We start from the raw sequence: 25,675 nt of genomic DNA on the forward strand, positions 1-25,675 counted from the left end.
GTGTACGTCGCACCTGGTAGGAATGAGCCGTGCCGATCAGACGGGTGTGGGCTCCGCATATCGACTTCGCCGGGCTGCGACGGGAGCTGAAACTGCCGGAGGGGTTCCCGTCCGAGGCGCTGGCCGAGGCCGAGGCCGCGGCGGGCCAGCCGTTGCCGCCGGTGGCCGACCGCACCGACGTGCCGTTCGTGACGATCGACCCGGCCTCGTCGAAAGACCTCGACCAGGCCATGCACCTGAGCCGGCGGCCCGGTGGCGGCTACCGGGTGCTGTACGCGATCGCTGACGTCGCCTCCTACGTGACTCCGGGCGGCGCGCTCGAGGCCGAGACCTGGGTGCGCGGCCAGACCATCTATCTGCCCGACGGCCGCATCCCGCTGCACCCGCCGGTGCTCAGCGAGGACGCGGTCAGTCTGTTCCCCGACGTCGACCGGGCCGCCGTGGTGTGGACGATCGAGCTCGACGCCGACGGCGCCACCACCTCGGTGGCGCTGGAACGGGCGCGGGTGCGCAGCCGGGCCAAGCTGAGCTACGAGGACGTGCAGAAGCAGGTGGACGCGGGCACGCCGCCCGAACCGCTGGCGCTGCTGCCCGAGCTGGGCACGCTGCTCGCGGGCCGGGCCACCGATCGCGGCGCGGTGAATCTGCCGCTGCCCGAGCAAGAGGTCGAGGAGCATCGCGGCGGCTGGCGTCTCGTGCTGCGCCCGCCCCTGGCCATCGAGGAGCACAACGCGCAGATCTCCCTGCTCACCGGCATGGCCGCGGCCGATCTGATGCTGCAGGGCGGCGTGGGATTGCTGCGTACGATGCCCGCCCCCAAGCCGGAAGCGGTAGCCAAGCTGCAGGCGGCCGCGAAGTCCCTCGGCGTGCTGTGGCCCGCCGGCGCGCCGGTCGGCACGGTCGTGGCCTCGGTCGACCCAGCGAGCCCGCGCGGGGCCGCGTTCCTCGATCAGGCGGCCGATCTGTTGCGGGGTGCGGCGTACACACCGTTCGACGGCACACCGCCCGAGATCACCGGCCACGGCGGGGTCGGAGCGCCGTACGCGCACGTGACGGCACCGCTGCGACGCCTGGCCGACCGCTACGCGACCGAGGTCTGCCTGGCCCTCGCGGCCGGCGAGACGATTCCGGAGTGGGCCCGGGCCGCCCTGCCCAAGCTGCCCAAGGCGATGTCCGAGTCCGACCGCGTGGCCGGCGCGGCCAACCGGGGCGCGATCGACCTGGCCGAGGCGGTGCTGCTGCACGGCCGGGTCGGTGAGGTGTTCGAGGCGGGCGTGCTCGACCTGGACGAGCCGTCGAAGAACCGCCCGCCCGGCGGCACCGTCGCGATCGACGAGCCGGCCGTGCGGGCGCGGTGCCTGGGCGCGCTGCCCCTGGGCGTACGCGTCCAGGCCCGCCTGGTCGAGGCCGATCCGGCCACCCGCAAGGTGGTCTTCGAGCAGGCCTAGGGATCAGTCCGGCGGTCCGACCGGGGCGCCCTGCGCGGCCGGGCTGTCGGCCGCCGCGCCGGGCACGCCGCCCTTCTCGTCCTGCTTGGTGGCCGGGTCTTTGTCGCTGTCCTCGGTCATGGCTTCGGGGGACATCGAGCCGGGGTCGGCGACGCTGTCGAGGTCGTCGTTCGGGTCAGTCATGCTCCTCGGATACCCGCGAACCGTTCGAGATCACCTGGTGGGCAAGGCGGGTCAGAGTTCGCCGGTCGGCGGCGGAGAGGCCGGCGACCAACGAGCTGATGTGCTCGGCGAAGACGGCCGCGCCCTCGGTGGCCAGCCGCTGCCCGGTCTCGGTGATGGACACGTGGGTCACCCGGCGGTCGACCGGGCTCGCCGTGCGCGTGACCAGTCCGCGGCGCTGCGCGCGGTCGACCAGCCCGCTGATCGAGGACTTGTCGAGGCCGAGGTGGCGGCCCAGCTCCTGCATCGTCGGCTCGTGGTCGCGGAGCACGCCGAGCAGCCGCACCTGAACCAGCGACAGATCGTGCTGCGCGCCGATCTCGGCCAGGGCGTTCTGCACGAGGAACGAGAGCTGGGCGAGCGCGTCCACGAGGTCGGTGTCGGTCACACGACGATCCTATCCGAGAAGGTTCGTGGTACAAACTAATTAGTACGTGTCACGAACCAATATGCGGAGGTGGATCGTCATGAAGATCGAAGCGGCGGTGGTGAGCTCGTTCGACCGGCCACCCGCCTATGAGCCGTTGGAGCTGCCCGAGCCGGTGGGCCCGGATCAGGCGGTGGCCGACGTGCTGGCGGTGGGGTTGCACCCGCGGGTGCGCAGCGGTGCGGCGGGCCGGCACTACACGAGCACCGGAAAGCTGCCCATGGTGCCCGGCATCGACGGCGTAGGACGGCTGGCGGACGGCCGGGTCGTGTACTTCGTGGCCGACGACGATCTGGTCGGCCCCATGGCCACCCGCACGGTGATCGACACCCGGCGCAGCATCGAGCTACCGACCGGCGCCGACGTCGCCCAGATCGCGGCGGCCATGAACCCGGCGATGTCGTCGTGGGTCGCTCTGCGCCGCCGTGTGCCTCTGCAGCCGGGCCAGTCGGTGCTGGTGCTCGGCGCGACCGGCAACGCGGGCGCGATGGCGATGCGGGTCGCCGAGCTGCTCGGCGCGGGCCGGGTAATCGGAGCGGCCCGCCGCCCATCCGGCGACGTAGTCGCCCTGTCCGATGTGGCCCAAGTGGCCGCCGAGGTCGATGTGGTGCTCGACTATTTGTGGGGCCAACCGGCGTCCGACGCGATGATGGCCATCCTCAAAGCCCGCGCCGATCGCAGTCGCGAACTCAACTGGATCCAGATCGGCTCGGTGGCCGGCCCGACGATCGACTTGCCGTCGGTGGCCCTGCGCTCCGCCAACTTCCGCCTGCAGGGCAACGGCCAGGGCGCCGTCTCACCACGCGCCTACCTGGCCGAACTGCCGTCCCTGATCGCCGAGATCACCGCCGGCCACCTGGCGCTGAAGACACGCAGCAAGCCCCTGGCCGACGTCGAGACCGTGTGGACGGCACCGGAAGCGCCGGGCGTGCGCACCGTCCTCACCCCGTGACCAGTCAGCCACCCCGCCCTCCCAGGGGCCCCCGACCCTACGGCGAATCTAGTTGTTTTCGCGCGCCGGCGACGGGCGTTGTCCACAGCCCTCGATACCGGGCAGCGAAGTTATCCACAGGTGACGCGACAGGGGTTGGCTTTTGGGCGCAACCACTCACGCACGTCGTCGTGGTGGGGTGAGCGTTCTGGACGCGCCAGCGGCCAGCTCACCCCGCCGCGACCCTCGGCGGGAGCGACGGTCTGTAACCCCCCACCCCGCTACGACATCTGCTTCTAGATCTTCATCTGCTTCTAGATCTTCAGAACGTGTGCTCCGAGGCAGGGAACTCGCCGCCGCGAACCTCAGCTGCGAACTGCTGAGTGGCCGAGGCCAGCGTGCCCGCCAGATCGGCGTACTGCTTGACGAAGCGCGGCATGCGGCCGGTGCGCAGACCGGCCATGTCTTGCCAGACGAGCACCTGGGCGTCCGTGTCGGGGCCGGCGCCGATGCCCACGGTCGGGATCGGCAGCTCCTTGGTGATGGTCTTGGCGACCTCGCCCGGCACCATCTCGAGCACGACGGCGAACGCGCCCGCCTCGGCCACCGCGCGGGCGTCGGCCAGCACCTCGGCGCCCTGCTGCTCGCGGCCCTGCACGCGGTAGCCGCCCAGCGTGTGCTCGCTCTGCGGGGTGAAGCCGACGTGGCCCATGACAGGGATGCCGGCGCCGGTCAGCGCCTCGATCTGGGCGGCGACGCGGCGGCCGCCCTCGAGCTTGACGGCGTGGGCGCCGCCTTCCTTCATGAACCGGACGGCCGTACGCAAAGCCTGCGTCGGGCCTTCCTCGTAGCTGCCGAAGGGCAGGTCGGCGACGATCAGCGCGGTCTTGGTGGCGCGCACCACGGCGCGGACCAGCGGCAGCAGCTCGTCGACGGTGATCGGCAGGGTGGTCTCGTGGCCGAACACGTTGTTGGCCGCCGAGTCGCCGACCAGCAGCACGGGCACGCCGTTCTGGTCGAAGATCGAGGCCGTGTACTGATCGTAGGAGGTCAGCATCGGCCAGCGGTCGCCGCGGCTCTTGGCGGCGATGAGGTCGCGGGTGCGTACCCGTCGGGTGGCCGGGCCACCGTACAGGGTCGGGATCTCCGACATCGTGTGCTCCTTCCCTCGAGGCCGCGCGGATTGCGGTCCCCGGGTCTGGATCCGATGGTCGCACTCCGGCCGAGGCCCCGGTCAGGGGTCAGTGGAGGTTTTCACACCGTGCCAGCGTAATGTCGGCGTAACCGGATCGGGGCAGACTGGCTCGTCAGGGCTTCATTACTAGGGGTGAACGTGGACCGACAGCAGGAGTTCGTGCTTCGCACTCTCGAGGAGCGCGACATCCGTTTTGTCCGGCTCTGGTTCACCGATGTGCTCGGCACGCTCAAGAGCGTGTCGGTCGCCCCGGCCGAGCTCGAGTCCGCCTTCGAAGAGGGCATCGGCATCGACGGCTCGGCCATCGAGGGCTTCGCCCGGGTCTTCGAGTCCGACATGGTGGCCATGCCCGACCCGACGACCTTCCAGGTCTTCCCGTTCGAGGGCGGGGCCAGCGGCGAGAGCGCCCGCATGTTCTGCGACATCCTGCTGCCCGACGGCAGCGCCGCCTGGGCCGACCCGCGCCACGTGCTGCGCCGCGCGCTGGCCAAGGCGGCTGAGAAGGGCTTCACCTTCTACACCCACCCTGAGGTGGAGTTCTTCCTGCTGCAGGACGGCCCGCTCGACGGCTCGGTGCCGATCCCGGTCGACACGGGCGGCTACTTCGACCACACCACCCACTCGGTGGCGCGTGACTTCCGCCGCCAGGCCGTGCTTGCGCTCGAGCGGATCGGCATCTCGGTCGAGTTCAGCCACCACGAGGTCGCGCCCGGCCAGCAAGAGATCGACCTGCGCTACGCCGACGCGCTGACCACGGCCGACAACATCATGACCTTCCGCCACGTGGTCAAAGAGGTCGCGCTCTCGCAGAACGTGCGGGCCACGTTCATGCCGAAGCCGTACACCGACCAGCCCGGCAGCGGCATGCACACCCACCTGTCGCTGTTCGAGGGCGAGCGCAACGCGTTCTACGACGGCGACGACCCGCAGAAGCTGTCCAAGACCGCGCGGGCGTTCATCGCGGGCCTGCTGGTGCACGCGCGGGAGTACACCGCCGTCACCAACCAGTACGTGAACTCGTACAAGCGCCTGTTCCCGCTGCAGCTGCCGAACGTGGTCACCGAGTCGCCGGCCTTCGTCAGCTGGGGGCACCTCAACCGCTCGGCGCTGGTGCGCGTGCCGGCGTTCGGCAAGCCCAACTCGGCCCGGGTCGAGGTCCGCTCGATCGACTCGGCCACCAACCCGTACCTGGCCTTCGCGGTCATGCTCGGGGCCGGCCTCAAGGGCATCGAGGAGGGCTACGAGCTGCCCCCCGGCGCCGAGGACGACGTGTGGTCGCTGTCGCCGGCCGAGCGCAAGGCGGCCGGCTACGAGGCGCTGCCCGAGAACCTGTCCGAGGCGATCGACGTGATGAGCAAGTCCGAGCTCGTCGCCGAGGTGCTGGGCGAGCACGTTTTCGACTTCTTCCTGCGTAACAAGACTGCCGAATGGGAGCAGTACCGGCGCGAGGTGACGCCCTATGAGCGGCAGCGTTACCTGGGCGCGCTGTAACTCCAGGTTCCTTTCGGTTTTCCGCTGCGGGAATGCACAGACGTAGCTACTGTCTTGTACGGTCTCTCCTGACGTCGCGTGACAAGGGAGAGGCCGTGCTTGAAGATCTGCTCGAGGGTGCTGGGCGCAGCATCGTATTCGGAATCGTCGGCATAGGGTTGATGGCCGTCGGCTACGTGCTCATCGACCTGCTCACCCCCGGCAAGCTGCGCGACCTGATCTTCGTGGAGCGCAACCCCAACGCGTCGCTGCTGCTCGCGGCCAACCAGCTGGGCATCGCCGCCATCGTGTTCACCGCGATCTTCACCTCCTACGACTCGTTCGGCCAGGGTTTGGCGTCGACGGTGCTGTTCGGCATCATCGGCATCGCCATCATGGGCCTGGCCTTCCTGGTGCTCGACTGGATGACTCCGGGCAAGCTGGGCGAGGTCATCTGCACCCCGGAACGGCACGGCGGAGCTCTCGTGAGCGCGGCCTCGCACTTCGGCGCCGCCCTCATCGTCTGCGCCTGCATCTCCTGAGCGCGATGGCACGCGACCCCGAGATCGAGTTGGTTCCGGTCACCGCGGAGAACTGGCGGGACTGCGCCGACCTGACCGTGCACGCGGAGCAGCAGCGGTTCGTCAGCGCGGTCAGCTACTACCTCTGCCTGTGCAATTACGGCGACACCTGGAATCCGCTGGCCGCCGTGAAGGACGGCGAGGTGGTCGGGTTCGTCATGTGGGGGATCGACGACGACATCAGCGCCTGGATCGGTGGGCTGGTCGTTGACGCGCGGCACCAGCGGCAGGGGATCGGGCATGCCATCGTGCGGCAGCTGCGGGAGAGGCTGATCGGCGAGCCGGGGACGCCGAATGTGGCGCTGAGCTACGCCGCCGACAACACCGCGGCTAGGCACCTCTATCGGACGCTGGGCTTTCATGAGACTGGCGAGACCGAGGGGACGGAGCTGGTGGCCCGCTGGACGCCCGCACCAGCGTGACGCCGGCGCTGGCCACCGTCACCAGGCCCAGGGCGGCGATCTCGACCGCGCCGAGCTGCTGATCGAGGACGACCAGACCGGCGAGCGCGGCCGCGGCCGGGTTCAGGCTGGCCAGGATGCCGAAGATGCGAGTGGGGATGCGGCGCAGGGCGGTCAGCTCCAGCACGTACGGGAAAACGGTCTGAAGCAACGCCACCGCGCCGGCGCCCAGCAGCAGCGCGGGACGCTCGACGACCGCGCTCGCGCCGGACGCGCCGAACGGCAGGGCGACCAGGGCCGCGACGGTGAGCGAGACCGGCAGCCCGCCCACGCCCGGCACGAGCCCGCCCAGCCGGGCCGTCAGCACGATGTAGCCCGCGCCGCACACCCCGGCCAGCGCGGCCAGCACCAATCCGCCCAGCGGCACGGACGCGCCCGGGTGCCACCACAGCAACGCCACCCCGGACCCGGCCAGCAGCGCCCACAGCAGGTCGAGCAGCCGCCTGGTCTGCACGAGCGAGACCGTCAGCGGGCCCAGGAACGACACGGTGACCAGCACGCCCAGCGGAAGTGTGCGCAGGGCCAGCGCCGACAGCAGGTTCAGCCCGGCGACCGCTGTGCCCAGCGCAGCCGCGGCGAGCCAGGCGGCCCGCGACCAGACGCGCACGCGCGGCCGGGTCGCCAGCGCCAGCACCACCGCCGCGATCGTCACGCGCAGCAGCACCACGCCGGTCGCGCCGAGATCGTCGAACAGGGTGCGCCCGACCGCCTGCCCGAACTGGATCGAGACGACCGACACCAGCACCAGCAGGGGCGCGGCGTTCATGTCGTACCCCCGGTCTAGGTTTCCCGCCATGGACGCTATCGAGCCGGTCAACGGGATCAAACTCTTCGTCCGCCGTTTCGGTGACCCGGCCGCCCCGATGCTCGCGGTGATCCACGGTGGACCGCCTTGGGACCATTCGTATCTGCTCCCCGTGGCCGAGCTGGCCGACGCGTTCCACGTCGTGTTCTTCGACCTGCGCGGCAGCGGCCGGTCGAGCCGTGACGCGCCTCTGCAGCCCGATCTGATCGCCGACGACGTGGCCGCCCTGATCCGCCATCTGGGCGCCGAGCAGGCCGACGTGCTGGGTTTCTCGTACGGCGGGGGCATCGCCATGCGGGTGGCCGAGCAGCATCCGTGGGTGCTCCGGCGGCTGATTCTGGCCTCCACCACGGCGTACGGCGACTTCGAGCCGGTCATCCCGCCCGAGCGCGCGGCGCTGTGCGGCGAGGTCGACTGGTCCGGCGACGGGCCGGAGGGCGCTCTGGCCCGGGCGATGGCCGAGGCCGACCTGCCGGTGACCATCTGGCGGCTCGACCGGGCCGACGAGTGGCGGGCCGTCCTGGCTGAGGTCCGCTTCTCCAGCGCGTGGGATGTGCCGTACGCGGAAGGAAAGCTGAAACCGGCCCGCCCCGGCGACCCGCCCGCGGTTCTGCGCCGCTGGGGTGGCGAGGTGCTGATCCTGCACGGCGAGCGCGAAATGACCTTTCCGCCCGAGGTGGCGCACCGCCTGCACGCCGCCGTGCCCGGCAGCCGGCTGCGGCTGATCCCCGAGGCGGCCCACATGGCCCAGTTCGACGATCCGGTCGCGTGGCTCGCCGCCGTGCGCGAGTTCCTGAGGGGCTAAGTTCGTGAGCGTGGCGACTGCACTTGTCATCGAGAACGATCCGACCGACGACCCGCGCCGGCTGGGCGAGTGGCTGACCGAGGCGGGGCTCGAGCTCACCGTCCTGCGGCCGCACGCCGGTGACGAGCTGCCCGAGACGCTCGACGGCTACCTCGCGCTCATCGTGCTGGGCGGCGACCAGAACGCGTATTCCGACGCCGAGGGCATGCCCGGGGCGCCCTGGTTCCCGGCGCTCGAGGGGCTGCTGCGCAAGGCCGTCCGCCATCGGCTGCCCACGCTGGGCGTCTGCCTGGGCGGCCAGCTGCTGGCCAGCGCGCACGGCGGCCTGGTCGAGCGCAGCACCAGCGGCCCCGAGATCGGCCCCGGCCTGGTCGGCAAGCGCGACGCGGCCGACAAGGATCCGCTGTTCAAGTGGGTGCCGCTGCTGCCCGACGTCATCCAGTGGCACCGTGACGAGATCACCGAGCTGCCGCTGACCGCCGTCCTGCTCGCCGCGTCCAGCCGCTACCCGAACCAGGCCTTCCGCATCGGCGACCGGGCCTGGGGCATCCAGTTCCACATCGAGTGCGACGCCGCGATGATCGAGCAGTGGGCCGCGAGCGACCGGGCCACCCTCGACGAGCTGGGCTACGACGAGGAGGCGGTCGTCTACGCCACGGCCGAGCAGCTGCCCGACGTCGAAGAGGTGTGGCAGCCGTTCGCCGCCCGGTTCGCCTCGCTGGCCCTGGGCACGCTGCCCGACGCCGACATACCCGACTCCGGCACCGGCCGCACCCTCCCGCTGCTGGGGAACTGAGCGTGACCCGGCCCAGCCGGCTCGCCCGGTACGGCTTCGCCGACGACGGGGTCCGCGCGTCCGACCTGCTCGGGTCGTCCGGGTTGCGGCTGTGGGACGCCGAGTCGCAGGCGCCCCGCGACCCGGAGGCGGCCGAGCTGCTCACCTCGCTGTCCCGCGCGGCCGACCCCAACCTGGCCCTGCGCCAGCTGCACCGGCTGGTCGAGGCGGCAGGCCGGGCCGCCGCGCGCGGCAACGGCGGCCGGGTCACCGGGCCCGGCGGCGAGATCAGCACCAACGAGGCCACCGACGAACTGATCGGCGCCCTCGCGCAAGACGCCGGCTTACGCCGGCGCCTGGTCGCGGTGCTGGGCGCCTCGTCCGCGCTCGGCGACCACCTGGTGGCCAACCCGGACGACTGGCGGGTCCTGGCCACCGGCAAGACCGGCCTGCCGCCCAACGCCGAGGGCCACCTCGAGGTCCAGGGCGACGAGCCCAGCGTGCCCGAGCTGCGCCGGGCCTACCGCATCTCGCTGCTGCGCATCGCCGCGGCCGACCTGACCGGCGGCCGCGGGCTCGAGCCGACCATGGCCGCGCTGTCCCGCCTGGCCGACGAGACGCTGTCCGCCGCCTACGCGATCGCGGTCGCGGGTCTCACCGCGGGCGCCGCCGAACCGAGCCTGGCCGTGGTGGCCATGGGCAAGTGCGGCGGCAACGAGCTCAACTACGTCTCGGATGTCGACGTCATCTTCGTCGCCGACTCCGACGAAGACCTGAACGCGGGCACTGTCGTGGCCGCCCGGATCATCGAGATCTGCGGCATGGTGGCCTGGCCGGTCGACGCCGCGCTGCGCCCCGAGGGCAGCCGCGGCCCGCTGGTCCGCACGCTGGCCAGCCACCAGGCCTACTACCGCCGCTGGGCCCGCACGTGGGAGTTCCAGGCCCTGCTCAAGGCCCGTCCGGCCGCCGGCGATCTCGATCTGGGCCGGCGCTGGATCGACGACCTGGCCCCGCTGGTGTGGCACGCGGCCGAGCGGCCCGAGGCGGTGGCCGACGTCCGCGACATGCGTCGCAAGATCATCGAGAATGTGCCGCCCGGCCTGGTCGACCGCGAGATCAAGCGCGGCCCGGGCGGCCTGCGGGACATCGAATTCGCGGTGCAACTGCTGCAGCTCGTGCACGGCCGGGTCGACGAGACCCTGCGCGCGCCGGGGACGATCCCGGCGTTGCGTGCGCTCGTCGCCGGGGGCTACGTGGGCCGCGACGACGGCGAGACGTTGCTGCGCGGCTACCGGTTCCTGCGCGGGGTTGAGCACCGGCTGCAACTGCAACAGCTCCGGCGTACGCACACCGTGCCCGACGACCCGGACGGCCTGCGCTGGCTGGCCGCCGCCCTCGGCTACACCGCCATGCCCGGCCGCGACGCCGTCGAGGCGTTCCGGTCGGATTGGGTGGGCCACGCCGCCCAGGTGCGCCGCCTGCACGTCAAGCTGCTCTACCAGCCGCTGCTCGAGGCCGTGGCCCGGGTGCCGGCCGAGGCGCTGCGCATGACCACCGAGTCGGCCGGCCGCCGCCTCGAGGTACTGGGCTTCGCTGACCCGGCCGGGGCCCTGCGCCACCTGCAGGCGCTCACCGGCGGCGTCACCCGCACCTCGGCCATCCAGCGCACCCTGCTGCCGATGCTGCTTCAGGAGTTCGCCGACGCCCCCGAACCCGACCGCGGCCTGCTCAACTACCGCCACGTCAGCGACAAGCTGGGCAGCACCCCGTGGTATCTGCGGCTGCTGCGCGACGGCGGCCCGGTCGCCCGCCGGCTGGCCCGGGTACTCAGCCTGTCCCGGTACGCGACCGACCTGCTCACCCGCGACCCCGAGGCGCTGCGGCTGCTGGCCGACGACGCCGAGCTGCAGCCCCGCTCGCGCGAGTCGTTGCTGGACGGCTTCGCGGCCGCCGCCGACCGCTACGCCGACGACCCGGTGAAGGCGATCGCCGCCGTGCGCGCCCGCCGCCGGCGCGAACTGTTCCGCCTGGCCTGCGCCGACGTCCTCAGCCAGGCCGGCGAGCTGGCCCCGGCCCACCCGCTCGACGTCAACGCGATCGGCATCGCGCTGTCCGACGTCACCGACGCCACGCTGACCGCCGCCCTCAGCGTCGCCCGGCGGGCCCACCCCGGCCCGGACGGCCTGCGCTTCGCGATCATCGGCATGGGCCGGCTCGGCGGGTACGAGATGAGCTACCCGTCCGACGCCGACGTCCTGTTCGTCTACGAGCCGCCGGCCGGCGTCCCCGAGAACGAGTCCAGCGCGGCCGCCCGGGTCATCGCCGAAGAGCTGCGCCGGGCGCTGACCGCCCCCGCGCCCGACCCCGAGCTGGGCATCGACGCCGACCTGCGCCCCGAGGGCCGGCAGGGTCCGCTGGTCCGCAGCCTGGCCGCCTACCAGCAGTACTACGCCCGGTGGTCACGCGTCTGGGAGGCGCAGGCCCTGCTGCGGGCCCGGTTCGTCGGCGGCGACGCCGAGCTGGGCGACCGCTTCGAAGAGCTGGCCGACAAGATCCGCTACCCCGAGGGGGGCCTGACCCGCGAGCAGGTCGTCGAGATCCGCCGCATCAAGGCCCGCGTCGAGGTCGAGCGGCTGCCCCGCAACGCCGACCCGCAGACCCACACCAAGCTGGGCCGGGGCGGCCTGTCGGATGTGGAATGGGCGGTCCAGCTGCTGCAGTTGCGGCACGCGTACGCGGTGCCCGGGCTGCGCCGAACCCGCACGTTGGAGGCGCTGGACGCGGCCGTCAAGGCCAAGCTGATCGACAAGGTGGACGCGGCCGCGATGACCGCCGGCTGGACCTTGGCGGCGCAGGTGCGCAACGCGTTGACGCTGGTGCGGGGCCGCCCCACCGACCAGTTGCCCCGCCACGGCGTCGAGCTGGCCGGCACCGTCCAGCTGCTGGGCGGCGGCGACCCGGGCGAGTTCGTCGACCGCTACCTGCGCCTGACCCGGCGCTCGCGGGCCGCGATGGAACGAGTGCTCGAGTCTTAAGCGGCGGCTGGGTGGGTATTACCCTTTCATGCTGTTCAACATGGTGAAGCGCTTCGCAATCATGGCCGTTGCCGTCCCGCTCGCGGCGGCCGGCGCCCGCAAGCTCAGCGACCGGCTCGAGGCCAAGAACGGCCCCAGCCGCGGCAGCCGTGCCCTGCGTCAGGGCGCCGACTTCCTAGGCGGCCTGCGCGGCCAGCAAAAGAAGAAGCGCCGTTTCGCCTGGTGACGGCGCCGAGTCAGGAGACGACGCTGTCTCAGGCCTGACCGCGGATCTTGTCGGCGGCGGCGAGCAACACCTCGACGGGAATCTCGACGAGCTGCTCGCCGCCGGGCACGTCGACGTCGGTGTTCTCACCGGCCACGACATAGCCCTGAACCACGAGAGTCGCGCGGTCGGTGCCGTAGACAGTGGGGCACGATCCGGCCCCACACTGGCTGGCGAGTGGAGTGAGGCGGAGTTCGGCGGTGGCCGGAGGCGCCCCGGTGGTGACGGCGTGTTCCTTATGGGTCGTCATGTGACCAACGGTACGGAGAGGATCCGTGTCGTCACAACACCTCAAACCGATGCGGCAGCCAGCAGCTCCACGTAGTTCTTCTGATGTTTGTCGAGGATCGCGTCTATCTCGGACACCGCGATCAGCTCGATCGCCTCGAAGACCCGCTCGTACTGGCGGATGGTGCGGCGGCTGCCCCGCGACACGATGCTGCCGTTCATGAGGTCGACCATGACATGCCGATCGCCCATGAGCTCGAAGCCGTGCAGCGGCGGGAAAGGCCAGGTCGCGGCCTCGGGAACGATGCGGATGCTGACGTTGGGCTGTCGGGCGACCTCACGGATGCGCGCGATCTGCGCCAGCATCTCGGCCGGCGGGCACATCTGATTGCTGAGCGAGCTCTCGGTCAGGACGAAGGTGAAACGGCGATCGGGATCGTCGAGCACCTGACTGCGCTGCATTCGGGCCGCGACGGCCTCGGAGACGGCCAAGGCCGAGTCGGCTATCTGATCGTCACCCAGCTCCGTGCGGTACGCGCTCAGAATGGCCCGGGCGTATTGACTGGTCTGCAACAGGCCGGCGACCACAGCGGGCTGAAAGACCCGCACCTCGCGCGCGGGTGCTTCGAGGTGGCGCACGAACTGCTGCTGACCGGCCAGATTGGGCTCGGTCGAGTGCCAGTCGCTGAGTTGGTCGCCCGAGCGTTCGGCCAGAGCGACGAGACGGTCCACCTCGTCCGCCGGTAGTTCCAGGCCCTCGGCGATGACGCGGATGTCGTGCGGGTCGGGAGCGGAGACTCCTGTCTCCAGGCGGGAGATCTTCGCCTGGCTCATACCGACGCGCTCGCCCAGCGCCTGCCCCGAGATCTTCCTGCGTTTGCGCCAGCGGGCCAGCGTGACGCCGACCGGCTCCTCGCCGCCGTTCGTGAAGGTGGGCGAGTCGGTCATGGTGCTCGCCCTCCTTCCCGTGCGTCGTGGTTGGTCAGCTGGTGGCTTTCATGGCCTGAGCGAAGATCTCGGCGGGAATCTCGACCAGCTGCTCGCCGGCCGGCAGGTCGAGGCCCGCGTCCTCGGCGGTCACGGTGTATCCCTGCACCAGGTAGGTGTCTCGGTCGGTGCGGTAGACAGTCGGGCAGGTGCCGCTTCCGCAGAGGGACGAAACGATGGTCAGCTGCGGCGATGCATCCTGAACGACCGTTAACGGTTGATTTGTCACAGCCGCACCTTACCTTCGGTGGGGTGCGACATCGGGAACTTCCGGCGCGGGTTGTCAAGATGTTATGCAGCGCAGCGAATAGTGTTCCGCCGACCACTCGGTGCAGTGCATAGCGCCATGCAACCACACGGTGGAGTGTACGGGTATCTCCCATGTCTCATCGTGAAAACTCGTCGTAACGGAATTCACGTCATCGAATCAGCCTTGCGGCAACTTGCATAGACGTGGATATTCAGGGGTAAGGGCTGCGAGGGAGACGACCTGGCCACAGGGGCTTCTCGCTTCTGTCTCCCGTCGACGACGGAGTCACGGCCCTCGGTGGTGCATACGCGGCCTGACTCGGAGGTCGACCATGGTTACTTCCCCAGCCCACCCCGACGGCGAGCAACGGCCATCCCGGCGCGGCGTCCTTGTATCCGCACCGGCCCGGCCGGCCCCTCCTGACTGTTCCGCTGACGGCCGCCGGGGCAGTCAGCGGCAACTGAGTGATCGCATCTCCGCGCGGCCCGGCTCGGCGCCCGGCCGCACCGCCCTCATCAGCAGGACCGGAGGACTTCGATGACCCTTACCGTGCTGGCCGTAGTCGTCGCGCTCATCGTTGTGCTGATCGTCGTCAGTGAGATCCTGGCGGCGATCATCCCTCTCATCATCGTTCTGACCTGCGTGCCGGTGGCGGAGCGGGACGGGCTCGCGCGCGTCCTGGCCGCGCTGGACTCGTCGCGGCGGCTGCGGGTCTGGTCGGCGCTGCGGCTTGCGGTCACGTTGCGCAGGCAGGAGATCGAGCATGCGCGGGTGGCTCGGGATCCGCGGCTCAATCCGTATGCGCACCTCAACGCGTACTTTGCCGAGCAGCCGGGGGACGCGCCGCTCAACGCGCCGTACGAGCGGGCCGAGCCGGTCAGCCCGCCCGCCCGTGACTGATCACTGACCGAGGCGGCGGTGGGCCTCGGCGAGCGCGGCGGCGCTGGGGGTGATGCCGTCGCGCTCGGCGGTGGTGAACACCGCGGTCAGCGTGCCGGCGATGGCGTCGAGGCGGGCCGTGACCTGCTGCGGGGACTCGTGGTGCAGTTCCACGGCGGTGGCGCTGATGACGCCGCCCGCGCTGACCACGTAGTCGGGGGCCCACGGGATGCCGCGGGCGTGCAGCAGGTCGGCGGTGGCGGGGGCGTCGAGCTGGTTGTTGGCCGGGCCGGCCACGGCGGCGCAGCGCAGGGCGGCCACGGTGGTGGGGGTCAGCACCCCGCCCAGGGCGGCCGGCACCAGCACGTCCACCGGCGCCGTCATGGCCTCGTCCGGGCTGGTCCACGCGGCGCCGAGCTCGTCGGCCAGGGACTTCCGGACCGGGTCGACGTCGGCCACAACCAGCTTCGCGCCCGCTTCGGCGAGCAGGCGGGCCACCCGTCCGCCGACCCGGCCCAGGCCGACGACCGCGAACGACCGGCCGGCCGGCGACGGTGAGCCGAACCGGGCTTCGCAGACGGCCCGCAACGCGGCGACCGTGCCGGTGGCGGTGCCCGGCGACGAGTCGCCGCTGCCGCCCGCTTCGACCGGACGGCAGAAGACGTGACTCGTACGCTCGCCGATGGTGACCATGTCGTCCGGGCCCGTGCCGACATCCGGGCCGGTCGCGTACTGGCCGCTCAGCTCCTCGATCACCGTGCCCGCGTCGTGCAGCGCGGCCGCCCGCAGAGCCCCATCCGGGGTCGCGTCCGGCGGCAGGGCGATCACCGTCTTGCCGCCGCCGTTGGGCAGCCCGGCCAGCGCGCACTTGTCGGTCATGGCGGCCGACAGTCGCACGGCGTCGGCCAGACCGTCCTGCCATTGCCCGTACGTCTTGAGACGGCACCCGCCGAGGGCCGGCCCCAGCTTCGTCGAGTGCACGGCCACGATGATCGGCACGCCGGACTCGGGACCGCGCCGGATGATGATGCGTTCATGCGAGAACATGAGCCGAAGGTAGGCGTCCGCGCAGCCGTTGCGGCGGCTCGCCGAACGAAATTCGGCACACCACCCGGAAGGCAGGCCCGTGGACGAAGTTGATTCGGCGATCGTGCGGGAATTGTCGGCGAACGCCCGGCAGACCAACCGCGACCTGGCCCGGGCGGTCGGCATCGCCCCGTCGACCTGCCTGGAACGCGTGCGCCTGCTCCGCGACCGCGGCGTGATCACCGGTTATCACGCCGAGATCAGCTTGGCCGCCCTCAACCGCCATGTGCAGGCGTTCCTGCACGTCCAGGTGCGGCCCATGAGCCGCGAGATCATCGAGAACTTGAAGGCGTACGTCATCGATCTGCCCGAGGTCTTGTCGGTCTTCGTCGTGGCCGGCGGCGACGACCTCTTGGTTCACGTCGGCGTCCCGAGCGTCGACGCGCTGCACTCGTTCCTGATGGACAAGTTCAGCCAGCGCCGCGAGATCGTCGGCTTCCGCAGCTCGATCATCTATCAGCACACCCGCAACCGGGTGCTGGACGAGATCTAGCTGCCGATCGTGTAGCGGCCCTGGTTGGTCACTTCGACGGCGGTCCAGTCGCCCTGGCGTTGCAAGGTTGCGCCGTTGTCGACGGTTAGCCAGCGGCTCCAGCGGATGCGCACGGGGATTGTGCCGGGGGCGGTGTCGATGATCAGGGAAGCGGCGTCCTGGCGGACCAGTCGGGCGGGGGCGCCGACTATCGGCTTCGGGTTCGTGACCGCGTACAGGCGCCAATTGGAATTTGACCACAGCTCGGTCAAGTAGGGGAGACCGGCGGTGATCAGCTCGGCCTCGGGGCGGCCGGACCAGGTCAGCTCGGCGTCGGGCACGGCCACGAACTGGACGGCGAGGTCGTCGAGCCAGGCGCGGTACGTGTCGGCGGTCAGGGGTACGCCGGTGCCGCGCGCGCCGGGGATGTCGGTGAAGAAGAGCGGGTTGCGGTCGATGTCGGCCTGGCGCAGCCAGCCCCGGGCCAGGGGGACGTCGCCCATGTGGGCCGCCTCCCAGTAGTCGCGGGTGGCCGGGATCTCGACCCTGCCCGTCAGGTCCTCCTGGGCCAGGCGGTCGAGCAGGGGGCGGAAGTACGCCGGGTCGGCGGTCGGGTTGCCGATGTCGCGCACGTCGCCGGTGACCACGGGCGGCTGCCACCAGCAGGCCGCCGCCACGAGGATCAGCACCGCCCACACCGGCAGCGGGCGGGGCGCGCGGCGGTGGGGGATTGCGGCGTAGGCGGCGAGCAGGGGCAGCGTGAACATCACGGCCAGGCGGGTGGCGTTCAGGCCGACCGGGGTGTGGATCAGGGCCGCGGCCAGGACGCCGGCCGAGGAGAGCAGGGCGCCGATGCGCACGGGCCGGCGGGGGACCAGGGCGGCCACGACCAGGCCGGCGACCACCGCGCGGAGGGTGTCGGTGCGGCTGATGTTCATCCAGCCGCCATCGCCGAACAGCAGAGCCGTCGCGGCCAGAGGGACGGCGGCGGGGATCGCCAGAAGCAAGCCGGAGCGCAGCCGGCCGGACAGGATCAAGGCGACGCCGGTCAAGCCCAGGAACAGCGCCACCACGGGGCTCGTGGCCCCGGCCAGCAGGGCGAGCAGAGCGGTGAGCCAGGCGTAGGCCCGGGGCCGCGGGGCGCTGGGACCGGTGGTCAGGGTGACCAGCGCTCCGAGGGCCAGGCACACCCCGAGGCCGTACGTGACCCGGCCGCTCACGAGGTTGCCGGCTAAGCACGCCGTGCCGACGGCCGCGCCCAGGAACGGACGGGCCGCATTCGTACGGCGTAGCAGCAGCGCGAAGAGGACGGCTGAGGCCAGCAGAGACAGGGCGCCGGTCAGGCGTACGCCCAACAGGGCCATCACAGGCTGTGAGATCAAGCTGTAGCCGAGTTGGTCGACCCCGGCGTACCAGCGCAGGTCGATCGGCGTGTAACCGTGGGCGGCGAAGAAGCCGGCCCGCGCCTGCTGAGCGGCCAGGTCGGAGCCCATCGGCGGAAGCAGCAGGTAGACGACGCCGAGCACCGCCGCGAGCACGGCGGTGAACACTTCCAGCCGGTGCCGAGCCCACACGCGACCAAACCCTACAGCGCGTCACGATAGGGTGCTCGTCATGCCCCGCCCCGCCGTCGTCCGCTATTCGGGGCTGGCCGGAAGCGTCTCCCTGGCCGTGGCCGCCTGGCTCGGCGGCGCGACGAACCCGTGGCAGCCGACGGTCACCCCGGGCACCATCTTCGCCGGCGACAACGGTGTTCTGCTTCCGCTCGCGTGGCTGGTCGGCACGGGGCTACTGATCGCGGCCTGGGTTCTCGGTGTGCGGGCGGTGCCGTCGGCGCGGTGGGCGTACGTCACGGCCGGGCTCTGGATGCTGCCGCTGCTGGCGTTCCTGCCGCTGGGCAGCTACGACGCCTACTCGTACGCGTGCCAGGGCTGGCAGCAGAGTGCGGGCCTGGACCCGTACGCGGGCGGTGTTGATCTTCTGGGTTGCCCCTGGGCCGACGCGGTGGCGCCGACCTGGCGGGACGCGCCGGCGCCGTACGGGCCGCTGTTCCTGGTGCTGGCCGGGATCGCCGCCAAGACCAGCAGCCTGGCGGGCACGCTGGTGGGGCTGCGGGTCATCGCCTTGATCGGCATCGCGCTGATCGCCGTGTCGCTGCCGGTGCTGGCCCGGCGCGGGAACGTGCCGCTGGGGCGCGCGGTGTGGCTCGTGCTGGCCTGCCCGCTGGTGCCGATCCATTTGATCTCGGGCGCCCACAACGACGCGCTGATGGTCGGGTTGATGGTGGCCGGCTTGGCGCTCGCTGTGACCAGGAAAGGCTGGGCGGCCGGCGCGCTGCTCGGCCTGGCCGTCGCCGTGAAGGCCACCGCGGTCGTCGTGGTGCCGTTCGCGTTGCTGCTCATGCTGGACCGTCGGATGCGGCCGGTGGACAACTCCGGTTCGCCGTCCGAGGCGCCTGTGGACAACTCGGCTGTTCTGTCGCCCTCAACGCGTAGCGTCGCCCCTGTCCCTGGGCGGGCGGGGGAGGCGGTGGCAAACGGCCCGAAGATCAGCGCGGCACCGGCGGCAGCCTGGCGGGCCATCGTGGCGCTGGTGGGTGGGCTGCTGATTGCTCTGGGCGTGGTCTCGCTGGTCAGCGGGCGCGGGTTGGGCTGGGTCACGGCGCTGAGCGGCAGCGGCGTCTCGGTGCAGTGGACCTCGCTGCCCACGGCGATCGGGATGACCATCGACCTGGTCGGGCCGGACGCGGTGCCCGTCACGCGGGTCATCGGCATTGTCGCGCTGGCGGTCGTGCTCGCGTACCTCTGGTGGAGAGCCCGGCAAAGGGATGCGCTGCTCTACGCGGGGTACGCCCTGGCGGCAACCGTCCTGCTCGCTCCGGTGTTCCATCCCTGGTACGCGTTCTGGCCCCTCGCCGTGCTCGGCGCCACCTTGCACCAGCACCTGAGGTGGCTGGTCGTGCCGTGCGCGGTCGCCTCCGCCCTGTGCCTGCCGGACGGCTACAACCTGGCACTGGCGGTCAAGACCCAGGGCGCCGTCGCCATGACGGCCTTCATCGTCTACTTCGCCTGGAAATCGGTACATGAAGCGAAAAATCGCGCTGCTGAGCGCCGCCGGGCTGATCACGATCTTCATCGTCTATCTCGCCCAGACGCGTAACGGGTACTTCGACTCGAAGGTCTACTACGGGGCGATCCAGTACTGGTTCCGCGGCGACGGCGGCATGGTCTACGACTGGCTGCGGCCGGGAACCCCGTACGGCTTCACCTATCCGCCGTTCGCGGGGCTGGTCATGTCGCCCATGGCGGTGCTGCCGTTCGGGGCGGTGGTGGTGATCGCGGTGGTCGCCACGGTGCTGACGACGGCGCTGCTCACGTGGTGGTTCGCCAGGGATCTGATTCTCCGCATGGGGTGGACGGTCTGGTTCGCGTACGGCATAGCAGTTTGCCTCGCCATTTCTTTCGAACCGGTCCGCGAGACGATCACGTTCGGCCAGGTCAACACGCTGCTGCTGACCCTGGTGGCCGGGGATCTGCTGTTCGGGCTGTCGAAGAACCGCAAGTGGGCCGGCGTCGGCATCGGGCTGGCCACGGCGATCAAGCTGACCCCGGGCATCTTCATCGTCTATCTGCTGGTCACCCGGCGCTGGCGGGCCGCCGCCACCGCGAGCGGAACCGCGGCCGGCGCGACCCTGGTGGCCGCCGCGATCTTCCCGGACGAGTCGCGCGAGTTCTGGACCTCGGCGCTGTGGGACACCAACCGGGTCGGCGTCCTGTCCTACCTGTCCAATCAGTCCGAACGCGGCTTCCTGGCCCGCCTGCCGATCCCGCAGGTCGAGTCGAAGATCTGGATCGTCTGCGTACTGCTCACGCTCGCCTTCTGGGCGTGGCGCGTGGCCAAGGCGCCGGACGACGTCATGGGCGGTCTCGCGCTCACCGGCATCGTCGGCTGCCTGATCAGCCCGGTCACCTGGATCCACCACTGCGTCTGGCTGCTGCCGGCGATCGTCCGCTGCGTCGACTTGGGAACCCGGAACCAGAAGATCCTGGGCGGCGCCGCGTACCTGATCATGACCAGTCGGCTCACGTGGGTGTGGGAGAAGCGGCCGCGGCCCCCGCTCGAGCTCATCGGCGGCAACCTCTATGTCTGGTTCAGCCTGGCCCTGCTGATCTGGACACCCATCGGCACCCGTCGTTCAGCGGAAGTCCACGAGAAGGACAAGATCCTCACGTAGTCAGAGCGCATGCGTAAACGCTCGGCAATCGCCCTGATCGGCCTGGCCGCGACGTTCGTCGCCGCGCCCGCGCAGGCCCATCAGAAGGACACGGAATTCCAGAGGCTGGCCACCTTCCCGGCCTATCTGAACTCGTCGATCGACGACACGGCCGCCGCCGAGATCTCCACAGTCACCGAGGACGGCCGCACGGTCGTCTACACCGACAGCCCGGGCAAGCGCCTCGGCTTCGTCGACATCACCAACCCGGGCAAGCCGAAGCCGGGCGGCACCCTGGCCCTCGACGGCGAGCCCACCTCGGTCGCGCACCTCGGCCACCTGCTGCTGGCCGGCGTAAACACCCGCGAGAGCTTCACCAACCCGTCGGGCCAGCTCGTCGTCATCGACGACCGCAGCCGCAAGGTGGTGCGCCAGATCGACCTGGGCGGTCAGCCCGACTCGGTCGCCGTGGCGCCGAGCGGCCGCTACATCGCGGTGGCGATCGAGAACGAGCGCGACGAGGACGTCAACGACGGCGCGATCCCGCAGCTGCCGGCCGGCTACCTGTCGGTGATCGACACGAAGACCTGGAAGGCGTCGAAGGTCGACCTGACCGGCCTGGCCGCGGTCGCCCCGACCGACCCCGAGCCCGAGTACGTCAGCGTCAACTCGCGCGACGAGGCGGTCGTCTCCCTGCAGGAGAACAACCACATCGCGGTCGTGTCGCTGAAGTCGAAGAAGGTCGTCAAGCACTTCCCGGCCGGTCAGGTCACGGTGTCCGGGGTGGACACCAAGGACGACGACAACATCACGCTGGACGGCACGATCACCGCCGAGCGGGAGCCGGACGGTGTCGCCTGGATCAGCGACGACCTGTTCGCCACGGCCAACGAGGGCGACTACGAGGGCGGCTCGCGCGGCTGGTCGATCTTCTCGCGCGACGGCAAGGTCGTCTGGGACGCCGGCAACACGCTCGAGCACATCGCCGTCGAGCACGGCCTCTACCCGGACAAGCGTTCCGACGCCAAGGGCATCGAGGTGGAGAACGTCGCGTTCGCCCGGATCGGCCGTACGCCGTACGTCTTCGTCAACTCCGAGCGGGGCAACTTCACCGCGGTGTACGACGTGTCGAACCCGCGCAAGCCGAAGTTCCAGCAGCTGCTGCCGACCACGAACGGGCCCGAGGGTGTCGTCGCGGTGCCGTCGCGGGGCCTGCTCGTCGTCTCCAGCGAGGAGGAGATCCCGGACGCCAACATCCGCGGCTCGGTGCAGATCTACGGAATCGGCCACGGCCAGTTCCCCTCCATCGTCTCGGACGACACCATCCCGTTCGGCACGCTGTCGGCGCTCTCGGCCGTCCCGGGCCGGCGGTCCCAGCTCGTCTCGGTGACCGACTCGGCGTACACCCCGACCCGGATCCTGACCATCGACACCGCGCAGCGTCCGGCCGAGATCGAGCGGCAGCTCACCGTCACGAAGGACGGCCAGGCGGTCGGTTACGACGCCGAGGGCATCGTGGCGCGCAAGGGCGGCGGTTACTGGCTGGCCAGCGAGGGCTCCGCCGACACCCCCAACCTTCTGGTACGCCTCGACGCGCGCGGCGCGGTCCAGCAGGAGATCGCGCTGCCGGCCGACATCGCCGCCGCCGTCACCACCAACGGCTTCGAGGGCGTGGCCGAGACCGGCGGCGCCGTCTGGGTCGCCATCCAGCGTTCGCTCAAGACCGACCCCGCGAACGTCGTCCGGATCGGCAGGCTCGACCTGAGGACCGGCGCCTGGTCGTGGCTGCTCTACCCGCTGGACACCGCGCCGATCGGCTGGACCGGCCTGTCCGAGATCGTCGCGGTCGACGGCAACACGTTCGCCGTGATCGAGCGGGACAACCAGCGCGGCCCGCAGGCCTCGATCAAGAAGATCTACAAGTTCGACGTCCCGGCCACCTGGACCGGCACGCCGACGGTGAGCAAGAAGCTCGTCAAGGACCTGCTTCCCGCACTGAAGGCCGACAACGGCTGGGTGCAGGACAAGGTCGAGGGCCTGGCGATCGGCGGTGACGGCCGCACGTACGCCGTGACCGACAACGACGCCATCGACGACGCCACCGGCGAGACGGTCTTCCTGCGGCTGGGCCGCCTGCTCTAAAGGAGACCGACCGCGTCGGCCACCCTGGTTCCGGTGGCCCGGCGGTAGGCCTCTTCGAAGCCCGCGTCACCCAGGGCGGCGCGGGCTTCGACCATGATGCGGTCCACGTCCGGCACCGCGCGGTCGCGGTAGCCGCGTACGGCGTCGGCCGCGCCCAGCAGGAAGGCGGCCCGTTCGGCGTCGCCCTCCCGCAGGGTCAGATCGGCCAGGCCGACCAGGGTCAGGGCGACCACCGGCGAGTCCCGCGACTCGACGGCCGTCCGCACCGCGTCGGCGTGCTTGAGCCGGGCCGCGGCCAGGTCGCCCGCGGCCGCGCTGATCAGGCCCTGGGTGTGCAGGGCCATCGCCTTGAACTGCGGGACCACGGCCGGATGGCGCATCCGGGCCAGGGCCGCGTCCATGCCGAGCCGGGCCTCCTCGAGGTCGCCCTCCATCCGGGCGAAGGTGGCATGGCCGTACGCCACCGAGGCCAGCACCTCGGGCAGCGCGACCTGCTCGGCCGCCACCCGGGCCTGCTTGAGCACCGTGCGGGCCTCGTCGACTTCGCCCGCCATCCACAGCTGGTGGGCGAGCCTCACTTCCATCTGCGGCAGGTCTTCGCGTACGCCGACCTCGCGCACCAGATCGATGGCCTCACGCTGCCAGTCCACGGCCGTCGCGAAGTCGCCCCGGGCCGCGGCCAGGTCGCCCAGCAGGCTCAGCGCGAAACCGATGCCCCACCGCTCGCCGATCTCGCGGAACTCGGCCAGCGCCTCGCGCATCTCGGCCTCGGCCAGCTCGGCGCTCTGCCCGAAGTTGAGCCGCAACTGCGACACGAACATCTTGGCCACCGCCCGCAGCCACGGCTCGGGATCGTCGAACAGGGGCTCGACCAGCCGGAACCCGGCCTCCGGCCCGGACGGATCCTCGAACATGACGGCCAGCGGCGGGATCAGCCGCAGCGCCGGATGCTTCGACCCGAGGCCGGCGCTGTGTTCCTGGGCCAGGCGGAACTGCTCTTGCACGTGGTCGACCGCCAGGCCGCCCTCCAGCCCGTTGATGGCCGCGTAGGTGTGGGTCAGGGCGCGGTCCTCGGGGTCGGTGTCGCCGCTCATCGACGCCACCTCGGCGGCCAGCGCGGCGCCCTCCGAGCGGTGGCCGCTCAACCACCAGTACCAGCCCAGCCGGGCCACGAGCGCGGCCGCCGTGGCCCGGTCGCCCGCCTTGATCGCGGCCCGCACCGAGGCGTGCAGGTTGTCGTGCTCGGTGGCCAGCTGCCGCAGCCAGGCCAGCTGGTCGGCGCCGCGCAGCTGCGGGTCGGCCTGGCCGGCCAGCTCGATCAGCCAGGCGGCCAGGGCCCGCCGCTGCGACTCGGACTCGCCCGCCTCGGCCAGCCGCTCCAACCCGTACTCGCGAATCGTCTCGAGCATGCGGTAGCGCCCGTCGCCGCCGAGCACCAGCAGCGACTTGTCGACCAGGGCGGCCAGCACCTCGATGTCGGTGCCGCACACCTGCTCGGCCGCGGCCGGTTCGGCGCCGCCCTGGAACAGCGCGAACCGCCGCCACAGCTGCCTTTCCGGCTCGGTCAGCAGGTCCCAGCTCCAGTCGACGACCGCGCGCAACGTCTGATGGCGGGGGAGCGCGGCCCGGCTGCCCCCGGTGAGCAGGCGGAACCGGTCGGACAGGCGGTCGGCCAGCACGGCCACGGGCAGGGTGCGCAGGCGAGCGGCGGCCAGTTCGATGGCCAGTGGCATGCCGTCGAGCTCGCGGCACACCCGGACGACGGCCTCGGTGTTCTGCTCGGTGAGGGTGAACGCCGCCGCCCGGTCGAGGAGTAGCCGTACGGAAGGAAAAGCGGAAGCGGTCGACGCGCCCGCGCCCACCGGCGGCAGCGCCAGCGGCTCGACCGGATGCAGCCGCTCGCCCGGGATGCCCAGCGGCTCACGGCTCGTGGCCAGCACGCGCAGGCCCGGCGCGGCCCGCAGCAGCTCGTCGGCGACCTGAGCCGCGGCGGTGATCAGATGTTCGCAGTTGTCGAGGATCAGCAGCATCGTGCGGTGGGCCAGCGCCTCCCGCAGCCGGGCCATCTCGCTCCTCTTGGGACGGTCGAGGATCCCCTGGCCACGCAGGCCGAGCGCGGTCAGAACGGCCTGCGGCACCTCGGCCGGGTCGGTGACCGGGGCCAGCTCGACCCGCCAGACGTCCGTGTCGAGCCGCCGGCCGACCTCGACCGAGAGGCGGGTCTTGCCGCTGCCGCCCGGCCCGATCAGGCTCACCAGGCGATGCTCGCCGAGCAGGCCGCGCACGCCTTTGACGTCCGCCTCACGACCGACGAAGCTGCTGACCTCGGCCGGCAGGTTGCCGCTGCGCCGCTCCTCCCGCAGCAGTTCGAGGTGCAGTTCCCGCAGCTCGGCCGACGGGTCGGCCCCCAGCACGTCGGCCAGCCGGCGCCGCGCCTGCTCGTACACCTCCAGCGCGCGGCCCGGGTTACCGGCCGCCCGCAATGCCCGCATCAGCTGGCCGGCCAGTTGCTCGTCGAGCGGGTGCTGGGTGACCAGGCCTTCGAGCGTGGGCACGGCCTCGGAGCCGCTGAGCCCGCGCTTGGTCGCGTCCAGGCGCAGCTCGTGCAGCCGGGCCGCGTCGGCCCGGGCCACCTCGGGAAAGTCGAGGTCGCCGCGCCACAAGCTGAGGGCCCGGGCCGGGTCGGTGGCGGCCAGCCGGGTGAAGACGTGCGCGTCGACCTGCTCCGGCTCGATGACCAGCCGATACCCGTACGCGGCGGCCTCGATCACCAGCCCCGCCTTACGCAGCCGCGACACCAGGGCCTGCAGCGCGTTGCCGGCGCCCGACGGCGGCTCGTCGCCCCAGACACCGTCGATCAGCCGCTGGGCCGACACCACCTTGTTCGGCTCCAGGGCGAGCAGCACCAGCAGGGCGCGCAGACGGGCGCCCGCGACCGGCACGACCTCGCCGGCCGGGCCGCGCAGCTCCAACGGCCCGAGCACGGCAATCTCCACCC

24 protein-coding genes are annotated in these 25,675 nt (G+C 71.4%); 14 read left to right on the forward strand and 10 right to left on the reverse strand.

The genetic code is table 11. From position 1 onward, the window contains the following. Nucleotides 1–29 precede the first annotated feature (29 nt). Nucleotides 30–1,448, forward strand: coding sequence for an RNB domain-containing ribonuclease (locus OWR29_RS28865; RefSeq protein ID WP_267566409.1), 1,419 nt, complete (start codon nucleotides 30–32; stop codon nucleotides 1,446–1,448). A 3-nt stretch (nucleotides 1,449–1,451) separates the two neighbouring features. On the opposite strand, the gene OWR29_RS28870 is transcribed toward OWR29_RS28865, so the two are convergent. Together OWR29_RS28870 and OWR29_RS28875 are read right to left on the reverse strand one after the other, a co-directional pair. Continuing rightward, nucleotides 1,452–1,631: a hypothetical protein gene (locus OWR29_RS28870; RefSeq protein WP_267566410.1), complete on the reverse strand. Its 180-nt coding sequence runs from the start codon at nucleotides 1,629–1,631 to the stop codon at nucleotides 1,452–1,454. Then, nucleotides 1,624–2,058 (reverse strand): MarR family winged helix-turn-helix transcriptional regulator, encoded by a 435-nt coding sequence (locus OWR29_RS28875; RefSeq protein ID WP_267566411.1) that lies wholly within the window; start codon nucleotides 2,056–2,058, stop codon nucleotides 1,624–1,626. The genes OWR29_RS28870 and OWR29_RS28875 overlap by 8 nt, the downstream gene beginning before the upstream one ends. A gap of 79 nt (nucleotides 2,059–2,137) precedes the next feature. On the opposite strand from OWR29_RS28875, the gene OWR29_RS28880 reads away from it, so the two are divergent. Then, nucleotides 2,138–3,049 carry a quinone oxidoreductase family protein gene (locus OWR29_RS28880; RefSeq protein ID WP_267566412.1) on the forward strand — a complete coding sequence of 304 codons (912 nt, stop codon included), beginning with the start codon at nucleotides 2,138–2,140 and terminating at the stop codon, nucleotides 3,047–3,049. A gap of 301 nt (nucleotides 3,050–3,350) precedes the next feature. Here OWR29_RS28880 and panB read toward each other — a convergent pair whose 3' ends face one another. Beyond that, nucleotides 3,351–4,181, reverse strand: a complete 831-nt coding sequence (gene panB, locus OWR29_RS28885; RefSeq protein ID WP_267566413.1) for a 3-methyl-2-oxobutanoate hydroxymethyltransferase — start codon at nucleotides 4,179–4,181, stop codon at nucleotides 3,351–3,353. Nucleotides 4,182–4,361: 180 nt separating this feature from the next. On the opposite strand from panB, the gene OWR29_RS28890 reads away from it, so the two are divergent. From OWR29_RS28890 to OWR29_RS28900, 3 genes are all read left to right on the forward strand, one after another. Beyond that, entirely contained in the window at nucleotides 4,362–5,714 is a 1,353-nt protein-coding gene (locus OWR29_RS28890; protein ID WP_267566414.1) for a glutamine synthetase family protein, read from the forward strand. A gap of 95 nt (nucleotides 5,715–5,809) precedes the next feature. Then, nucleotides 5,810–6,235 (forward strand): DUF350 domain-containing protein, encoded by a 426-nt coding sequence (locus OWR29_RS28895; protein WP_267566415.1) that lies wholly within the window; start codon nucleotides 5,810–5,812, stop codon nucleotides 6,233–6,235. A 5-nt stretch (nucleotides 6,236–6,240) separates the two neighbouring features. After that, nucleotides 6,241–6,696 (forward strand): GNAT family N-acetyltransferase, encoded by a 456-nt coding sequence (locus OWR29_RS28900; protein WP_267566416.1) that lies wholly within the window; start codon nucleotides 6,241–6,243, stop codon nucleotides 6,694–6,696. Here the strand turns inward: OWR29_RS28900 and OWR29_RS28905 are convergent. Continuing rightward, entirely contained in the window at nucleotides 6,605–7,531 is a 927-nt protein-coding gene (locus OWR29_RS28905; protein WP_267566417.1) for an EamA family transporter, read from the reverse strand. The genes OWR29_RS28900 and OWR29_RS28905 overlap by 92 nt on opposite strands. On the opposite strand from OWR29_RS28905, the gene OWR29_RS28910 reads away from it, so the two are divergent. Genes OWR29_RS28910 through OWR29_RS28925 form a run of 4 tightly spaced genes read left to right on the forward strand, consistent with a single transcriptional unit; the run spans nucleotide 7,530 to nucleotide 12,381 of the window. Beyond that, entirely contained in the window at nucleotides 7,530–8,345 is an 816-nt protein-coding gene (locus tag OWR29_RS28910) for an alpha/beta fold hydrolase (protein WP_267566418.1), read from the forward strand. The two genes, OWR29_RS28905 and OWR29_RS28910, sit on opposite strands and share 2 nt — an antisense overlap. A 10-nt stretch (nucleotides 8,346–8,355) precedes the next feature. Further along, on the forward strand, nucleotides 8,356–9,141 hold the full coding sequence (locus OWR29_RS28915) for a type 1 glutamine amidotransferase (RefSeq protein ID WP_267566419.1): 786 nt from the start codon (nucleotides 8,356–8,358) through the stop codon (nucleotides 9,139–9,141). A gap of 2 nt (nucleotides 9,142–9,143) precedes the next feature. Next, nucleotides 9,144–12,155: a bifunctional [glutamine synthetase] adenylyltransferase/[glutamine synthetase]-adenylyl-L-tyrosine phosphorylase gene (locus OWR29_RS28920; RefSeq protein WP_267566420.1), complete on the forward strand. Its 3,012-nt coding sequence runs from the start codon at nucleotides 9,144–9,146 to the stop codon at nucleotides 12,153–12,155. A 28-nt stretch (nucleotides 12,156–12,183) separates the two neighbouring features. Then, on the forward strand, nucleotides 12,184–12,381 hold the full coding sequence (locus OWR29_RS28925; RefSeq protein ID WP_267566421.1) for a hypothetical protein: 198 nt from the start codon (nucleotides 12,184–12,186) through the stop codon (nucleotides 12,379–12,381). A 28-nt stretch (nucleotides 12,382–12,409) separates the two neighbouring features. Here the strand turns inward: OWR29_RS28925 and OWR29_RS28930 are convergent, their stop codons facing one another. From OWR29_RS28930 to OWR29_RS28940, 3 genes are read right to left on the reverse strand one after another with little or no spacing between them, the layout of a single operon-like run. Next, a complete protein-coding gene (locus OWR29_RS28930; RefSeq protein ID WP_267566422.1) occupies nucleotides 12,410–12,670 on the reverse strand; it encodes a hypothetical protein in 261 nt (86 codons plus the stop codon). A 41-nt stretch (nucleotides 12,671–12,711) separates the two neighbouring features. Next, nucleotides 12,712–13,596, reverse strand: coding sequence for a helix-turn-helix domain-containing protein (locus OWR29_RS28935; protein ID WP_267566423.1), 885 nt, complete (start codon nucleotides 13,594–13,596; stop codon nucleotides 12,712–12,714). Nucleotides 13,597–13,630: 34 nt separating this feature from the next. Continuing rightward, nucleotides 13,631–13,864 carry a hypothetical protein gene (locus tag OWR29_RS28940; RefSeq protein WP_267566424.1) on the reverse strand — a complete coding sequence of 78 codons (234 nt, stop codon included), beginning with the start codon at nucleotides 13,862–13,864 and terminating at the stop codon, nucleotides 13,631–13,633. Between the two features lie 558 nt (nucleotides 13,865–14,422). Between OWR29_RS28940 and OWR29_RS28945 the strand changes: the two genes are divergently transcribed. Then, entirely contained in the window at nucleotides 14,423–14,785 is a 363-nt protein-coding gene (locus tag OWR29_RS28945; protein WP_267566425.1) for a hypothetical protein, read from the forward strand. Here the strand turns inward: OWR29_RS28945 and OWR29_RS28950 are convergent, their stop codons facing one another. Further along, nucleotides 14,786–15,811, reverse strand: a complete 1,026-nt coding sequence (locus tag OWR29_RS28950; protein ID WP_267566426.1) for a Glu/Leu/Phe/Val family dehydrogenase — start codon at nucleotides 15,809–15,811, stop codon at nucleotides 14,786–14,788. It abuts the gene before it with no gap. A gap of 79 nt (nucleotides 15,812–15,890) precedes the next feature. On the opposite strand from OWR29_RS28950, the gene OWR29_RS28955 reads away from it, so the two are divergent. Continuing rightward, nucleotides 15,891–16,343, forward strand: a complete 453-nt coding sequence (locus OWR29_RS28955; RefSeq protein WP_267566427.1) for an Lrp/AsnC family transcriptional regulator — start codon at nucleotides 15,891–15,893, stop codon at nucleotides 16,341–16,343. Here OWR29_RS28955 and OWR29_RS28960 read toward each other — a convergent pair. Continuing rightward, complete coding sequence (locus OWR29_RS28960) at nucleotides 16,340–17,896, reverse strand: hypothetical protein (protein WP_438872668.1); 1,557 nt, start codon at nucleotides 17,894–17,896, stop codon at nucleotides 16,340–16,342. The two genes, OWR29_RS28955 and OWR29_RS28960, sit on opposite strands and share 4 nt — an antisense overlap. Nucleotides 17,897–17,936: 40 nt before the next feature. Here OWR29_RS28960 and mptB point away from each other — a divergent pair, with 40 nt between their 5' ends. From mptB to OWR29_RS28975, 3 genes are read left to right on the forward strand one after another with little or no spacing between them, the layout of a single operon-like run. Then, nucleotides 17,937–19,481 carry a polyprenol phosphomannose-dependent alpha 1,6 mannosyltransferase MptB gene (gene mptB / locus OWR29_RS28965; protein ID WP_267566428.1) on the forward strand — a complete coding sequence of 515 codons (1,545 nt, stop codon included), beginning with the start codon at nucleotides 17,937–17,939 and terminating at the stop codon, nucleotides 19,479–19,481. Continuing rightward, entirely contained in the window at nucleotides 19,405–20,556 is a 1,152-nt protein-coding gene (locus tag OWR29_RS28970; protein ID WP_267566429.1) for a glycosyltransferase 87 family protein, read from the forward strand. Before mptB ends, OWR29_RS28970 begins: the two co-directional genes overlap by 77 nt. Nucleotides 20,557–20,565: 9 nt before the next feature. Further along, a complete protein-coding gene (locus OWR29_RS28975; RefSeq protein WP_267566430.1) occupies nucleotides 20,566–22,677 on the forward strand; it encodes an esterase-like activity of phytase family protein in 2,112 nt (703 codons plus the stop codon). On the opposite strand, the gene OWR29_RS28980 is transcribed toward OWR29_RS28975, so the two are convergent. Continuing rightward, entirely contained in the window at nucleotides 22,674–25,673 is a 3,000-nt protein-coding gene (locus OWR29_RS28980; RefSeq protein ID WP_267566431.1) for an AfsR/SARP family transcriptional regulator, read from the reverse strand. The two genes, OWR29_RS28975 and OWR29_RS28980, sit on opposite strands and share 4 nt — an antisense overlap. Nucleotides 25,674–25,675: the final 2 nt, after the last annotated feature.

Origin of the sequence: Paractinoplanes pyxinae, from assembly GCF_026626335.1 — a bacterium.
GTDB lineage: Bacteria > Actinomycetota > Actinomycetes > Mycobacteriales > Micromonosporaceae > Actinoplanes > Actinoplanes pyxinae.